17 protein-coding genes are annotated in these 15727 nt (G+C 48.6%); 10 read left to right on the forward strand and 7 right to left on the reverse strand.

From position 1 onward, the window contains the following. The first annotated feature begins 270 nt into the window (after window positions 1-270). The 3 genes from MH144_RS14785 to MH144_RS14795 all read left to right on the forward strand — a co-directional run bounded on the left by MH144_RS14785 (window position 271) and on the right by MH144_RS14795 (window position 2689). A complete protein-coding gene (locus tag MH144_RS14785; RefSeq protein WP_239301522.1) occupies window positions 271-747 on the forward strand; it encodes a Dps family protein in 477 nt (158 codons plus the stop codon). 128 nt (window positions 748-875) lie between these two features. Continuing rightward, complete coding sequence (locus tag MH144_RS14790; protein WP_239302248.1) at window positions 876-2084, forward strand: nitric oxide synthase oxygenase; 1209 nt, start codon at window positions 876-878, stop codon at window positions 2082-2084. Between the two features lie 137 nt (window positions 2085-2221). After that, on the forward strand, window positions 2222-2689 hold the full coding sequence (locus MH144_RS14795) for an NUDIX hydrolase (protein WP_239301524.1): 468 nt from the start codon (window positions 2222-2224) through the stop codon (window positions 2687-2689). 39 nt (window positions 2690-2728) lie between these two features. Here the strand turns inward: MH144_RS14795 and MH144_RS14800 are convergent, their stop codons facing one another. Continuing rightward, on the reverse strand, window positions 2729-4069 hold the full coding sequence (locus MH144_RS14800) for an MFS transporter (RefSeq protein ID WP_239301526.1): 1341 nt from the start codon (window positions 4067-4069) through the stop codon (window positions 2729-2731). Window positions 4070-4325: 256 nt separating this feature from the next. On the opposite strand from MH144_RS14800, the gene MH144_RS14805 reads away from it, so the two are divergent. Genes MH144_RS14805 through MH144_RS14820 form a run of 4 tightly spaced genes read left to right on the forward strand, consistent with a single transcriptional unit; the run spans window position 4326 to window position 8109 of the window. Further along, a complete protein-coding gene (locus MH144_RS14805) occupies window positions 4326-5435 on the forward strand; it encodes an ABC transporter ATP-binding protein (protein WP_127537357.1) in 1110 nt (369 codons plus the stop codon). Further along, a complete protein-coding gene (locus MH144_RS14810) occupies window positions 5425-6258 on the forward strand; it encodes an ABC transporter permease (RefSeq protein ID WP_095360087.1) in 834 nt (277 codons plus the stop codon). Before MH144_RS14805 ends, MH144_RS14810 begins: the two co-directional genes overlap by 11 nt. Continuing rightward, window positions 6233-7039, forward strand: coding sequence for an ABC transporter permease (locus tag MH144_RS14815; protein WP_095360086.1), 807 nt, complete (start codon window positions 6233-6235; stop codon window positions 7037-7039). The genes MH144_RS14810 and MH144_RS14815 overlap by 26 nt, the downstream gene beginning before the upstream one ends. Continuing rightward, a complete protein-coding gene (locus tag MH144_RS14820; RefSeq protein WP_239301528.1) occupies window positions 7036-8109 on the forward strand; it encodes an ABC transporter substrate-binding protein in 1074 nt (357 codons plus the stop codon). The genes MH144_RS14815 and MH144_RS14820 overlap by 4 nt, the downstream gene beginning before the upstream one ends. A gap of 319 nt (window positions 8110-8428) precedes the next feature. On the opposite strand, the gene MH144_RS14825 is transcribed toward MH144_RS14820, so the two are convergent. After that, window positions 8429-8929, reverse strand: a complete 501-nt coding sequence (locus tag MH144_RS14825; protein WP_127537354.1) for a hypothetical protein — start codon at window positions 8927-8929, stop codon at window positions 8429-8431. A 215-nt stretch (window positions 8930-9144) separates the two neighbouring features. Further along, window positions 9145-10164 carry an AraC family transcriptional regulator gene (locus MH144_RS14830; RefSeq protein ID WP_239301530.1) on the reverse strand — a complete coding sequence of 340 codons (1020 nt, stop codon included), beginning with the start codon at window positions 10162-10164 and terminating at the stop codon, window positions 9145-9147. Between the two features lie 129 nt (window positions 10165-10293). On the opposite strand from MH144_RS14830, the gene MH144_RS14835 reads away from it, so the two are divergent. Next, complete coding sequence (locus MH144_RS14835; protein ID WP_239301541.1) at window positions 10294-10881, forward strand: NAD(P)H-dependent oxidoreductase; 588 nt, start codon at window positions 10294-10296, stop codon at window positions 10879-10881. Window positions 10882-11031: 150 nt separating this feature from the next. Here the strand turns inward: MH144_RS14835 and MH144_RS14840 are convergent, their stop codons facing one another. The 3 genes from MH144_RS14840 to MH144_RS14850 form a co-directional block, all read right to left on the reverse strand. Next, the gene (locus MH144_RS14840) at window positions 11032-12003 is read right to left on the reverse strand and encodes a cation diffusion facilitator family transporter (protein WP_095360325.1); all 972 of its coding nucleotides are present in this window, start codon (window positions 12001-12003) and stop codon (window positions 11032-11034) included. Window positions 12004-12308: 305 nt separating this feature from the next. Next, complete coding sequence (locus tag MH144_RS14845) at window positions 12309-13079, reverse strand: DODA-type extradiol aromatic ring-opening family dioxygenase (protein ID WP_239301543.1); 771 nt, start codon at window positions 13077-13079, stop codon at window positions 12309-12311. Continuing rightward, window positions 13079-13753, reverse strand: coding sequence for an alpha/beta hydrolase (locus MH144_RS14850; protein WP_239301554.1), 675 nt, complete (start codon window positions 13751-13753; stop codon window positions 13079-13081). The genes MH144_RS14845 and MH144_RS14850 overlap by 1 nt, the downstream gene beginning before the upstream one ends. Window positions 13754-13966: 213 nt before the next feature. Here MH144_RS14850 and MH144_RS14855 point away from each other — a divergent pair, with 213 nt between their 5' ends. Further along, a complete protein-coding gene (locus MH144_RS14855; RefSeq protein ID WP_239301556.1) occupies window positions 13967-14338 on the forward strand; it encodes a glyoxalase superfamily protein in 372 nt (123 codons plus the stop codon). A gap of 31 nt (window positions 14339-14369) precedes the next feature. Further along, complete coding sequence (locus tag MH144_RS14860) at window positions 14370-14918, forward strand: helix-turn-helix domain-containing protein (protein WP_239301558.1); 549 nt, start codon at window positions 14370-14372, stop codon at window positions 14916-14918. Window positions 14919-14994: 76 nt separating this feature from the next. On the opposite strand, the gene MH144_RS14865 is transcribed toward MH144_RS14860, so the two are convergent. Beyond that, window positions 14995-15714, reverse strand: a complete 720-nt coding sequence (locus MH144_RS14865; protein ID WP_239301560.1) for a 3-ketoacyl-ACP reductase — start codon at window positions 15712-15714, stop codon at window positions 14995-14997. Window positions 15715-15727 lie beyond the last annotated feature (13 nt).

Raw genomic sequence — 15727 nt, forward strand, 5'->3', positions numbered from 1 at the left:
AATGTGAGGATGATCGCTGCACATCGAGTGAATTTGAGGTATAAATGCTGTCTGTATTCTGACAAGCGGCATGATCCCGTATCTATTGGAAGATGAAGTGGAACTTCATGGAATCTTCATTTAGTGGAGTAGGCTGAGGCCTTCACAAAGCAGAAGGGTGGTGTTATAATTAAAACAAGATTTAGATTAAGTCTAAATTAAATATAGCACAATAATCAGAATTCCTAATTTAAAATCAAACTATATTGTATATGAGAGGGGAACCTATCCATGAGCACAATTCAAACAACTAACACTTTTACAAACCACAACGCAGCATTGCAAGACGTCCTGAACCGCCAGATTGCAGGCTGGTCTGTATTGTATACGAAATTGCACCATTTCCACTGGTATGTTCAAGGTCCACATTTCTTCACACTGCATGCCAAATTCGAAGAACTGTATAACCTGGCTACTGCGAACATGGATGAAGTCGCAGAACGCTTGCTTGCTATTGGTGGACGTCCGGTAGCTACGATGTCCGAACAGCTTCGTTTGTCTCCAGTTGATGAGGCACAGGGACAGTTGTCTGCTGAGCGTATGGTAGAGTCTGTGGTTGCCGATCTGCGCACCATGGTAAAAGTGATTGGGCAAGGCATCCATGCAGCAGGAGAAGCAGAGGATAACGCAACGGAAGATATGCTGATTGGATTCACAGCGGCATTAGATAAAGAAATCTGGATGTTAAACGCATTTTTGGGCAAATAAGCTAAGATATCCCGCATCCTGACAAACGATATGTAGAGTCCGTGAACAAAGTCCCCGTTCGCTTACAAATCCGGTGTGCTTGCCGTATAATAATGGCATTCGAGAGACACAGATTGGTGGAATGAATGATGCGGACAGACCTGGATCAATTGCAGGGAGAAGCTGAACGGTTTATATATACATGTTATGAAGAGCTGGGCCATTCGCGAGAAGATGCGGAGGCCCGGCTTATTGCTGTTCATCAGGAGATTGTAGATACGGGCACTTATGTGCATACGACCGAAGAGTTGGAGCATGGCTGCAAAATGGCGTGGCGGAACAGCAACCGCTGTATCGGACGATTGTTCTGGGACAAGCTGCGGATCGTGGATGCGCGTCATGCAGACACAGTCGGAACTGCTGCGGAGGCCGTGATGAATCATATTCGCGTGGCATCCAATGGCGGTAAAGTTATCCCGATGATTACGATTCTTCCGCCGAATGGGCCAAGTGGAGCCCCTGTACGGATCTGGAACCACCAGCTCATCCGTTATGCCGGATACGAGACGGAACAAGGTATCATTGGGGACCCTGCATCCGTGGAACTGACCAAGGCTGCGATGTCACTTGGCTGGCAAGGGGCAGGGGGAGATTACGATGTATTACCGCTCATTATTCAGGCGCAAGGGCAGGCTCCCGAGTGGTATGTTGTACCCCATGAGGAAATTGTAGAAGTGGACATTGAACATCCCGAGCGATCTGAAATTGCCGAACTCGGCATGCGTTGGTACGGTGTACCGATGATTGCGGACATGCGGCTTGAGATCGGAGGCATCTCTTACCCGGCTGCGCCGTTTAACGGCTGGTATATGGAGACGGAAATCGGTGCACGTAATCTGGCGGACACATTCCGCTACAATAAATTGCCTGCAGTGGCGGCAGCACTCGGACTGAACACATCCACCGAAACGACACTATGGAAGGACCGTGCACTCGTTGAGTTGAATGTAGCCGTACTGCATTCCTTCAAGAAGGCAGGGGTCAGCATAGTAGACCACCATACGGCGGCATCGCAATTTGCTTTGTTTGAGCAAAGGGAGGAAGTAGCGGGACGTGAGCTGACTGGAGATTGGGTCTGGCTGATCCCACCCGTTTCACCGGCAACGACCCACATTTTCCACAGCTCCTATCGCAATGAAATCGTGAAGCCGAACTTTTTCTGTCAGGAATCAGCGTATACATTAGATGGAGAATCATCTGGTGCTGGACCAGAGAATGTGGAACAACAGAATACAGATGTCAATCACCATCGGCCACAGGCTGGAGATTCATCCATGAGATGCCCGTTTGCACACTAGATGTGCGAGCGGTTTTTTTCTTTTTCCATCAGCTTAAGGTCTGCAAAATAGGAAAAGGTTAAGGGGAATCTTTCTCTATATGGATAGATAAAACTCTTCTATAATGAGTCATGAATCCGCATAGGAGGGGATAATCCATGGGTTACATTGAGACATTGAGGGGCTTGGTTGGCAATGCTCCTGTAATTTTGGTGAGACCGAGTATTCTTATCTTGAATAAGGCTGGTGAGATTCTATTCGTTCGGCATAATGATGATAGCTGGGGAGTGCCTGGTGGATTCATGGAGTTGGGAGAGTCGGTGGAAGAGGCAGCGATGAGAGAGGTTCAAGAAGAGATTGGGATAAAAATAAAGAATCTGGAGCTGTTCGGCGTCTTTTCCGGTAAAGAATTATATACGAAGTTAAGAAACGGGCATGAATATCATAATGTGGTCATTGGATACGTTTGTATGGAATTTGAAGGTGAGCCTAAGCCAGATGGCGTAGAAGTTCTGGAAGCGAAGTTTTGCAACCCGACAGAATTACCCGACAAGACAGACCCATACTTAAAAAGAAAAATTCAAGAAAATGCACAACATATCGCCTCTTTAATAGGAAGAAAATAAAAGGATAAGACCGCCCACTCATGTGAGCGGTTTTGTACGTTACCCTTGTTTCGCTCTGTACCTGCTCCGCATCACCGCCTGAACGGTAATGGCAGCAGCGATCAGCACCAGATTGAAGACAAACACGGCGTATAGCGAAACGTACTCTACAAGCAGCGCAGCAATCAGAGGAGAAATGATGGAGCCGATCTCAGCTGCAGAGACAATTTTGCCAATGACCGCACTTCTACCTGCATCTGGGATGTGGTCGCCGATATGGGCGAAAAAGGAATCCATGTAACAGGCACCGCCAACCCCACCAATCAGCATGCCAACATAAACCCACGCATAAGAAGAGGTGCTTAGAAAAACAACCACTTCAATGCCGATCATCAACATGCCGAGCATACAAAGCAGCAGTCGATCACCCATGCGGTCGGATAGATAACCGGCTACGGGTGCAGCAGCCAGCGTGGATATTCCAGCCACGGTAAAAGCCAAACTGGTTGCAAACGGGTCCCAGTGCATGATATGGGCCGCATAGAGGGCGAAGTATGTCAGAAATACCGCATAGGCACTCATCTCAAGAAAGTGAACCGTACCGTAACCAATCAACTGCTGCCGCTGGATTAACCCTGTCCGAGAGTCTGCATGGGCAGGGTCGGGAGTGCTGGATGTTGGAGAAGCAGTAACCATATCGTCCACAGCAATATCGTATATGGCGGTATCCTTAGCAGCTGAAGGAAGGAGTTTATTCTCATGGGCATTATTTAATGGGATGACTGAGTCTGCCCCTGAGTCCAGACCTGGCATCTGCTCTGGCTCATCCTGTTTAATCATCTGTTCAGATTTTGGCCTGGTCTTCATCCCCATAGCAGTTCCCATGGCGATCAGGCAGCATAGCGTAACGAGCAGAAATGGAACCGATAGCGGCCAGTGCAGGGCAAGCCAGCCGCTAATCACCGGTCCAAGTACCATGCCTCCGCCTTCACTGCTGCTGATATATCCATTGTATAGACCACGGTTGTCAGCATTGCCCCCATCCCCGATGATGGATCGCACAATGACTGTAAGTCCGGTGGAAGCGAGTCCCTGCAGCAGCCGCAGCAGACCAAACAGAAGCGCAGCAGAAGAGATAGCGAAGCCGCCCATACAGACCGCGAGAATGAACAGCATGACGATCAGCGCCCGTTGACCTCCAAGTTTGCGGTAGAGTGCCGCAGCAGGAACCCCTCCAATGACTTTTCCAACATAAAAGAGTGCAAAAATAACCCCCATCATCCAGCCGGACAGGCCGAATTCCTCAATAAACAAAGGAAACAGGGGGAGAATCATGAAACCGCCCATCTGACTAAGAAAACAAATGATCATCAGCAAAGGCAGGTTGCGGCGAATGTCCACGTTCGAAGACTCCTTTCCTACGGACTCAGGTAAGCTCAAGAACCCTCCAATCGCCTTAGGATGCGTAGATATCGACATATAAACGTAATGTATGCAGGATTTGTGAAAATAAGAAGAAAAGACATACTGCGTTTACATCAAAACCATTGCGGATATAGCTGAATCATATATAATAGATGGGATTTGTAATAACGTTGTGTTTATAGAAAGTGTACAGGGTAAGTTGTACCTCAAGTTTAAGGGGGCGAGATGAAACATGTCAGATCAACAACCAATTATCCGGTTCGACCGGGTGACCCAGCAATACGATCAGGATGAAGCCGTATTGAAGGAAGTCAGCTTCGAGATTGAGCGGGGTAAATTTTATACGCTGCTTGGCCCTTCGGGCTGCGGCAAAACAACGATATTGCGGCTGATCGCCGGCTTTGCGGAGCCGACACAGGGCAGTATTTATTTTAACGGAGCATTGATCAACCGTGTACCTGCCCATCAGCGCCAGGTGAATACCGTATTTCAGGATTATGCGTTATTTCCGCATTTGAATGTATTTGAGAACGTGGCGTTCGGTTTGCGGATCAAAAAGATGAAAACGGCTGAAATACGCAGCAAAGTGTTGGAAGCCCTCAAATTCGTCAACCTGTCCGGGTATGAAAATCGCGAGATTGGCGAGATGTCCGGTGGACAACGTCAGCGGGTCGCTATTGCACGTGCGATTGTCAATGAACCGGAGATCCTGCTGCTGGACGAACCATTGTCTGCACTCGATCTGAAGCTCCGGACTGAAATGCAGTACGAGCTGCGTGAGCTGCAGCAGCGTCTGGGCATTACGTTTATTTTCGTTACGCATGATCAGGAGGAAGCGCTGGCCATGTCAGATGAGATTTTCGTTCTGAACGGCGGCGTAATTCAGCAGAGTGGTACGCCGAATGACATCTATGATGAACCGATTAACCGTTTTGTGGCCGACTTTATCGGTGAATCGAACATCGTATCCGGGAAGATGAAACAGGACTTCGTGGTAGAATTCGCTGGGGCACAGTATGAATGTGTCGACCAGGGATTGCAGCCGAACGAGCCAGTTGAGATCGTGATCCGTCCGGAAGATCTGGAGATTACGACCGAGGATCAGGGCAAGCTGAAGGTCAATGTCGACTCCCAGCTGTTCCGCGGGGTGCATTATGAGATCTCCAGTTATGACGATGCAGGCAATGAATGGTTGGTACATTCCACGAAGAAAGCCGTCGTGGGCGAACGTATCGGGCTGTATTTTGATCCGGAAGCCATTCACGTCATGCGCTTCAATGAGACCGAAGAAGAATTCGACAAACGACTTGAAGCCTATCAAGAGGCCGTCCATGCAGAGTAAGGCGAGTACACGCAATGCGTATCTGATTCCATATGTATTATGGATGGTGCTGTTCGTTGTCGCTCCGGTACTGCTGGTTGTCTATTATTCGTTCTTTGATGTAGAGGGCAATTTCACATTTGGCAACTATGCCCGCTTCTTCACGCCCGTATATATGCAGATGACACTGAGTTCATTCTGGTATGCGCTGCTGATTACAGTGTTTGCCCTGTTAGTTTCGTATCCGACGGCATATCTGCTGACCCGGACGAAGCACAAGCAGCTGTGGCTGCTGCTTATTATTTTGCCAAGCTGGATCAATCTGTTGTTAAAAGCGTATGCCTTCATCGGCCTGTTCGGGACATATGGCCTGACCAATTCCTTGCTTGAAGTAATCGGTATTGGTTCACAGCAGATCTTGTTCACCGACTTCAGCTTTATCTTCGTATCGGTGTACATCTTCATTCCGTTTATGATTTTGCCGATCTTCAACGCGCTGGAAGAGATGAATCCTTCGCTGATCTATGCGGCACGGGATCTAGGGGCTTCATCCTGGCTGACGTTTCGCCGGGTCATCTTCCCGCTGACGCTCACTGGAGTCAAATCGGGATGTCAGGCTGTATTTATCCCTGCGTTGTCCCTGTTCATGATCACCCGCCTTATTGCGGGTAACCGGGTTATTACGCTGGGAACAGCCATTGAACAGCATTTCCTCGTCACCCAGGACTGGGGAATGGGGTCGACGATTGCCGTCTTTTTGATTATTGCGATGGCGATCATTATGTTTCTGACCGGATCAGGGAAGAAGGAGGTGCGTAATGGGAAGAAACGGAAAGCTGTCTAACGTCTATCTGGCTGTCGTGTTTGCAATCCTGTACGCACCAATTGCGTACCTGATCTTCTATTCCTTCAACAGCGGCGGTCACATGCGTAATTTTGAAGGATTCACACTGGAATGGTACAGGGAAGTATTTGCCGATACCCGGCTGCTGATCATTGTACTGAATACATTTATTATCGCGCTGCTGTCATCGGCCATCTCGACAATCCTTGGCGTGGCAGGAGCTCTGGCGATCTATCATGTGCGGCGTAAACGGACCAAGAATACGCTGCTATCTCTCAATAACGTCCTGATCGTAAGCCCGGATGTCATCATCGGTGCATCCTTCCTGATTTTGTTCACCATGATCGGGATCAAGCTGGGTTTCACATCGGTCCTGCTGTCCCATATCGCGTTCAGCGTGCCGATTGTCGTCATCATGGTACTGCCAAAATTGCAGGAGATGAGCCCAACGCTGATGGATGCGGCACGCGATCTGGGAGCAGGCTCATGGCAGATCCTTACACGTGTGGTGCTGCCATACGTTAAACCAGGTATTTTTGCCGGATTCTTCATGGCACTGACGTACTCCCTGGATGACTTCGCGGTAACATTCTTTGTAACGGGGAACGGGTACTCGACGCTATCCGTAGAGATCTATTCCCGGGCGAGACAGGGTGTGTCATTGTCCATAAACGCACTGTCGACACTGCTCTTCCTGCTAACGGTACTGCTGGTTATTGGCTACTACTTCATTAACCGCCGCGCTGCTCGGACACCTGCCGGAAGGGGGCTGCGTCCATGAAGCAACTGGTACGGACATTTGCGATTGTATTTGTGGCAGCCTTTGCCCTGATGATCCTGGCCTCCTATCTCAACAAGAGTCAGGGATACTCGGGCGGTAATACGCTGACCATCTACAACTGGGGCGATTATATCGACCCGGATCTGCTGGCGGAGTTTGAAGAGGAGACAGGCATCAAGGTCATCTACCAGACGTTTGACTCCAATGAAGCGATGCTCACCAAGATTGAGCAGGGAGGAACGACCTTTGACGTAGCGATTCCTTCCGAATATGCGATTAGCAAAATGAAAGAAGAGAACCTGCTCGTTCCACTCGATCACAGCAAATTAACTAATTTGCACAATATTGATCCTGATTTTCTGAACTTGTCCTTTGACGAAGGCAACCAGTACTCCATTCCGTACTTCTGGGGAACGGTGGGGATTGTCTACAATCCTGAGCTGGTGGACGGATTGACGTTCGAGAGCTGGGATGACCTGTGGGACCCGCGTCTGAAAAATCAGATCCTGCTGCTGGATGGTGCCCGAGAAGTCATGGGGATGGGGCTGAACAGCCTGCACTATTCCCTGAATGACACCAATGAAGACCATCTGCAGGAAGCTTTGGCGAAACTGTCTACCCTGACGCCTAACGTCAGAGCCATCGTCGGTGACGAGATCAAAATGCTGCTGGCCAACGAGGAAGCGGCGGTGGGACTCGTCTGGTCCGGAGACGCTTCGGAGATTATGGATGAGAACGACAAGCTCGATTATGTGGTGCCTGAGGAAGGATCGAACCTCTGGTTCGATAATATGGTCATTCCGAAGACAGCAAGCAACATTGAAGGAGCACACCAGTTTATCAACTTTATGCTGGACCCTGATCATGCTGCACGTAATGCCGAATATGTTGGATATTCCACACCAAACGCCGAGGCACTCAAGCTGCTGCCAGAGGATATCTCCAGTGATGAGCGTTTCTATCCGGATGATTCACTGACGAGCAAGCTGGAAGTGTACGATAATTTGGGTAAAAAGATGCTTTCGCATTATAACGACCTGTTCCTTGAGTTTAAAATGCACAGCAAATAACACTGATCGGCATAACAGATGCAGCAGGAGCTGCATACTTGAATGTGCTTTATAAAGTCAAAACCCCGATCATCCATTCCAGGATGATCGGGGTTTTCTCTTACCCTTACCTTTAGAGCAAAATGTACTTGCTATTGGTATATAAGATGAACTTTCGGATTACACGGAACGGAGAGGACAGAACAAACTGTAGAAGCGAAGCGCTCGCCTTTATTCCCGGATTTCTCCCTGTCGAAGGGGGAATCAAGGAAATCCGGGAATAACAGCGATCGGAAGTTGTTCTGTCATCGGAGTGGCCTAGTGTAATCAAATTATATCCCTACATGTTTCTTTTGCGGCCCACGATTAACCAAGCCCCGCCCATAATCAGCACAATCGCCACGAATGGCTGAATGAAGGACATGCTGCTCAGCATCGAACCGATGGACATCACCGTGAAGAAGAGCAGCGAGATCACCGTCAGGATGTTGATGGGGATGAGCAGCCACTTGTTTCGTCCGCCAAACCAGTACAATTCAAACAAACCTACAGCAACCGCGAGGATAAAGCCAGGCCACATCGTGCTCCAGTTGCCGAAGAGCATGGCGATCTGGCTAACTACGCCCGCAGTCAGCAAAATACCACCCGGTACAAGCAAGCCAACCCCTCTGCCAATCATGGAGAAGTACAGCCAGTGGAAGAACAGGCCGAGCGGAATGACGAACAGTGTAGGCCAGAAGTTGGCGAAGATCGTACCCGGACCGAGCGAACCTCCCTGGTTCAGAATCAGGTAGACGCCCAGCAAAATGAGCACAGGCGCCAGGATCGTACGTTTAGCCATGATATCTCTCCTTTTCATCGTTTCATTAGAGTCATTCCGAACAGACATGAAGTCTTTTTTCTCGTTACACACAGCATACCATGAACTGGAATTATCCATCCTCGGTCTTTGGCGTTAAAAAGAACCTAGACTTAAGTCTAGGTAAGGACCACATGGTGACTTTCATCATCAGGCCTTAACCTGTGTACTTCCTGAACAGACAGCCTAGTGGAGATTCAGGTCAGACCCGCCCGGTATTGTCCCGGCGTCTGTCCAGTCCACTTTTTGAAAGCATTCTGAAACGCACTTTGCTCGGAAAAATGAAGGGCATAGGCAATTTCACCGACAGAATACTGTCCTTCCCGCAAATAATTCAGGGCAAGCTCCTTCCGTACCTGAACGGAGATTTCATGGTACGTCGTACCTTCTTCACGCAACCTGCTTTGGAGTGTGCGAATGCTCACGCCGAGATGTTCTGCGGTGTGTTGTAATGTGGGAAAGGAGGCAGGAAGGCTGTCGATCAGCCAGCGGCTGACTTTGCCGGAGAACGTATGAGAAGGCTGCAGCAGATCCTTGCTTTTCTCGGCCATCGTTTCAAACACCTGCAGCATTTTGGCATCCGAATAGAGCACAGGCTGACGGAGAATGTCTTTGTGCAGACGCAGCAGGTTATGGGGATCACCGAATTGGGGAGCTACGCCGAACATGTCAATGTATGGGCGAAGGTGGCCCGTATGATCTGGAGCCTCATGGCTAAAACGAACTTCTTTTACCCCAACCGGACGATTCGCTAGTTTGCGGATTAGATACAGAACGGATACGGCCATATCTTCCACGCAATGGCGGGACATCTGCTGCGGCGATTGCAAAAACAGACGAAGGACCACATCCTGCCCCTGAATCTCCCAATCCAGATTGAATCCGCTGTAGAGAATAATGTTATACCGCTGATATGCGGCGAGGGCATCACCTATGGTCCGGGAATGCATCATCACGTAACCGGGAAGGCCCAGATCTGCGAAGTCGAGCAGCTGACCCTGATTGAGGCCAAAATACAAATCGTTTGAATATGCAGAAGCTTGCTGCAGTATTCGTTCCAGTTCTTCGACCGGAATTCGGGCTTCGGCTTGTTCCAGGATGGCCGAATCGAAATCGGCATATTTGAAAAATGCTTCGGGTTCAAACCCTTTGTGAACAAGAGTTTTCATGATTGGATACAGCAAGGAAATGGATACTCCGATATTGTGGTTGTTCATGTACCTCCATTTGCGCGAATTAGCAACATTTTCGGCGCCCTCGATCATTTGTTTAGATATAAAGTCACCTTATGCTAGGGATACGCCTGCTTCTTCGGCTTTCATTTATTATACAGGAGGAACCCAAGTATGAAATCGAATATTCTGGTGATTAACGGTCATCCTGATCCGGAGAGCTATTGTAGGGCATTATCGGATGCTTATATCCAAGGAGCCCGGAAATCCGGCAGTGACGTGAATTTGCTTGATTTGAGTCAAATGGAGTTTAATCCTAACCTTAAATACGGTTATCGTAAGCGGACGGAACTTGAGGAGGATCTGGTAAAAGCCCAGAAATGGATACGCAAAGCAGATCATTTGGTGTTTGTGTATCCGTTGTGGTGGGGGGCGATGCCGGCTGTTCTGAAAGGGTTTTTCGACCGGGTATTCCTGCCGGGGTTTGCCATGAGATATCGGGAAGGATCACCCCTGTGGGACAAATTATTAAAGGGAAAGTCCGCACAGCTCATCGTGACAATGGATACACCACGCTGGTATTACCGTTTGATCTACAGGCAAGCCGGGCACCGGGTCATGATTTCAAATATATTGAAATTCTCCGGTGTATCTCCGGTACGCGTTACGGAGATTAGCCCGGTCAAGGGATCTTCCGAAGCATTCCGGCTGAAATGGCTGGGGAAAATCGAGGAAATGGGGGCCAAACAGGGAAAGAGATGATCGGGTACCTACCCGGTGATAGGCACTAATTCTAATATTCCAATTGAAGTCCTGAATCCAATGGCAATGGTGGAAGATTGTTCGTTGAACATGCAGCAAGCCCACTCCGAAGAGTGGGCTTGCTCGGTTTTGATATTCAATAACAATACGTTATTTTACGACATCCGAATGTTTTTTGCCCCAGCTGTTTACCCCATCATCTTCGATAATGGAAATGGCTGCATCGGCAATATCCGGATTCGTCATCAATTTCTCCTGAATACGGAACTTGATATCATCGGCATCGGCCAGGGACAGGCCTTTGGTCAGCTCAATCAGGCCTTCAACATGATAATAACGGCCTTCCTGGATAATACGCATCATCTGGATATCGGCCACGTGGGAGTCTGCCAGGATCGTCTGGGACACTTTGTCCTCGATATCCTGTGGTGCAGCTACACCAATAAGTCCAATCATATTGTCATATCCGACGCGGAAGGCTACGGCAATCATCAGACAGCCGATCAGGGTAGTCACAATGCCATCAAGCAATGCGAAATTGGTCAATGCAATAACAACGACAGAGACCAGAGCGAGCGTAGCTCCGAGTACAGCCACCACATCTTCGTAGAACACGAGCCGTGTCGGCGGTGCAGCGCGACCCACGTTTTTGATCGCTGCAGGAACAAGGGAGAAACCGGACGCCTTGGGCGCACGTGCTTCCACGAGAATTTCCTTCATGGCTTTAATCAGAATGGCACCGTCAATCACAATGTTCAAGATGAGCACGCCAATGTTGATCCAGAGCCCGCCTGAATGACCCGCAGGGTGCTGCAGGAGGTGAATCCCCTCATGAATGGTTTCGTAGGCCATAATCGTAACCACGATAACGGCAATCATACAGAAGATGTTGATGACCCGTCCAAAACCTGTCGGGAAGCGGCGTGTCGGTTTTTTCTCGGATAACACACTTCCGACAAAGACGAACCCCTGATTGATGGCATCGGCGAGCGAGTGCATGGCTGAGGCAAACATGGCCCCACTGCCACTAAATAGAAAGGCTCCTCCTTTGCACAATGCAAGTACGGCATTACCTGCCATAGCTACAGCCGAGGACGTGTTCCCCTTTTTGACGAGAGACATAAAGCTCTCTGACTTTGCTTGATCAGCCACGTTGATTGTTCCTCCCAGAAGATTTGATAGGTGTAAAATTTAAGATTCTTAGTTACATCTTGTGCATTACCACTAAATGTTATTATAACCCGCTTTACATATCCCAGCATTATGCAAAAAAGGTCATATTATAATATGGACAAATTATAGGGTCTTGAATAAGGGAGAATTATAGATATTCAATTCATATAAAAGGCATGAAAAAAAGCACTCCTAGGGAGTGCCGTTTGTTGAATTCTATACGTTCAGCGATGAATATTGCTGCTTAAACGTTCTTATTCAAACTTCCAACAGGACAAGCTTAGATTGCCGTATTGATATGCTTTGAATAACAGAGATGCCCTCTTGGTCTGATCACCAGCTCCCATGGCCAGCAGCAGGGGAACAAAATGCTCTGGTGTAGGGACTGCTGCACGAGCGGATGGTGCCACCTTGTCATAAGCGAAGAGGGCTTCCGTATCCCACTGGACAAGCTTGTCCTCCAGCCATTGGTCGAATTCCATGGCCCAGGAGTCCACACCGTTACTTTCCCAGTTTAGCTGGCGCAAATTGTGGACTGTGCCGCCGCTGCCAATCACAAGGATATCCTGTTCGCGAAGTGCAGCAAGTGCTTGACCGATCTGATATTGCTGCTCATTCGTCAAGTAGCGATTCACGGAAAGTGCAATGACCGGGATATCTGCATTCGGGTAGAGCAAGCGAAGAACAACCCAGGCACCGTGATCCAGCCCGCGCACGGAATCAGCCTCAGCGGGAATGCCGGCTTCCTCAAGCAGACGAAGAACATCTGCCGTTGTCTCTGCGTGCCCTTGAGCCGGATATTTGATCTGATACAGCTCCGGCTGGAAACCGCCAAAGTCATAGATCGTCTCATATTGAGCCGTAGAGGATACAAGTTGAGTTGCGGACTCCCAATGTGCGGAGAATAAGACGATGGCTCGCGGTTTGGGCAGATCCTGTCCGAGTTTTTGCAGGAATTCGGTATATACATTTTCCTCCAGTGCAAGTGAAGGCGCACCATGTGCGATAAAGAAGGATGGCATCATTATGCATTCAGTCCTTTCGTATGGTCGGCAGCCAGTTCAGCATCGCTGCGAAGCCATAGTTGGAATTGATCATGAAGCTCTGCAGTGACGTGATGTCCACCAGAATAAGGAACGTAAGTTACATTGCTGAGGTGTCTACGGAAATAAGCGGTATTGTCTTCACCCAGTTGCAGGGGGAACATGTGATCCTGATCTCCATGGGAGATAAATACGGATAACGATGTTCCAGGCTCTATTGGATATTCGTCTTTTACGAATTGCGGAATGTATCCGCTCATGGCTACGATTCCTTTAATAGCATCGCCCATGATCAAGGAGAGCGTCATTGCCATAATGGCACCCTGACTGAATCCCGCAATATAACGTCGAGTCGGGTCAATGGCATATTCAGAGGACAAATCTCCGATCAGCTGCTGCAAGCCCTGAACCGAGGTATCAAACAGCTCACGAACAGGATTACCAATGCTTTTAATTTGAAAATAGGCATAACCGCTGCCCTGAACAAGAGGTCCCCGAACAGCTACAATAATAAAATCGGATTCCATCGGTTCCATTAGACGAAGCATGTCCTGCTCATCCGAACCCATGCCATGTAGGGCAAAAATAACGGGATATTGCTGATCTGTATTGTAGTCCGAAGGCAATCGAACTTCATAAGTAAATGATGTATTCATTGGAATCACCGCCTGAAATAAGTTAATCGCATAATAGTTCACTAATATGAAATAAATATTCTTATTAATGAACAAAATTTATCATGGATCCATTGTAGGGTCAATATTTTTTTTGTATTATGAAAATATGTTACGTATTAGAAATCTCTAATTAAATACCAAAATAACGTTGCTGATTGTGATGTTCATATTAACCCCGAGGATGTGATCAGGATGCTGCAAGGGATCGTGCCTATTTTGAGAATATTTGATGAGGATAAGGCTAAGGAATTCTATGTTGACTATCTGGGATTTGGCGTGGATTGGGAGCATCGATTTGAAGAGGGGATGCCCTTATATATGCAGATATCGCTCGATTCCATTGTTCTTCATCTGTCCGAGCATCACGGCGATTGTACGCCGGGAGCCGCGCTGCGAATAGAGACGGAGGATCTGGGTGCACTCTGTGGCAGGCTTAATCAGAAAAAATATAAACAGTCCAGGCCGGGAATTACGGATACGCCTTGGGGATTAAGGGAAATGACTGTGACAGATCCGTTTGGCAACCGGATCATTTATTATGAGTCTCCCCGTGCGACAGATTGAGGTTTTAGCAAGAGAAAGGTAGGAAAGCATTATGGATATCGGTTTGGCCATTCGCACGATTCGGAAGCAGAAACAGATTACAATCATGCAAATGTGCGAGGGGACGGGGTTGTCAAAAGGGTTCATAAGCAACGTCGAAAATAACAAAACATCCCCTTCCATTGCTACACTTGAAAGTATCGCGGATTATCTGGAGGTTCCCCTGCCATACCTGCTGCTTACGCCAGAGCAGCGGATGAATGTAGTACGCAAGGATGAGCGGGAGGAAACGACTGCGGGGAGCGGGTCGATCAAGGTACAGCATCTGACGGCAAAAGGGGCCATGCGCATGTCGATTGTAGAACTGCCGCCTGGTGCTTCCACAGGGGTTAACAAGCATGCCGGTGAAGAGAGTCACCTTGTCCTCCAGGGCAGGATTCGTGCAGCACAGTGTGAGGACGTTGAGATATTGGAAGTTGGGGATTCGTTTAGCTGGAATGCCATCGTTCCTCATGAGGTAACGAATATTGGAGATGAGACAGCAGTCGTGTTAATCGCGGTGTCCAAAGAGCTGGATCTGGACCGTTTGTGGGATAAGTAAAGCCGTGCAGCACCACTTTGGCAAATGAAAAAAACACCGCCAGGAGGTTTCCGGGCGGCCAGATTCATTTCTGCTGTTACTGCGGATTGGTTGTCCAGATTCCAGCAGCTTTGACAAATACACGATCGGAGAGCTTAAGTGTTGCCAGGGCAAGCTCAGCTACATCTTCCGCTTGCATCATGCGATCCTCGTCTCCGATTTTTAATCCGGCATTGGTAGCAAGCTCTGTATTGACTGTGCTTGGTGTCAGTGCCGTTACACGAATGTTGGATTTACGTACTTCCTGCATCAGGGATTCGGTCATGCCAAGCAGTGCGAACTTGGATGCACAGTATGCTGAACCTGAAGCAAATCCACGTTCACCTGCTGTAGAAGCAATGTTGATAATACTGCCACTGCTTTCCTTAATCATGCTCGGCAGGACGGCACGAGTCACATAGTATGTACCCATAACGTTAACATGCAGGATACGCTCCCATTCTTCAGGCTCCATGTCGAGCAAGGTGCCGAAGCTGGCAATACCTGCATTATTGATGAGGATGTCAACCGCACCAAGCTCCATTTCTATTGCTGCTACTGCTGCTTCAGCCTGTGTACGATCGGAAATGTCAGCTACAGCACTTGTGACTTTAATGCCATATGCCTCGCTTAACGTTAGCTGCAGAGCCTCCAGATCGGAAGCAGTACGTGCGATCAAACCGAGATGTACACCTTCCTTGGCGAGTGCTTCGGCAATGGCGCGGCCGATACCTTTACCGGCTCCTGTAATGACAGCCGTTTTATTTTTAAGTTCCATGTGGGTAATTCCT

The sequence above is a fragment of the Paenibacillus sp. ACRRY genome, assembly GCF_022346995.1.
Taxonomy (GTDB): domain Bacteria; phylum Bacillota; class Bacilli; order Paenibacillales; family Paenibacillaceae; genus Paenibacillus.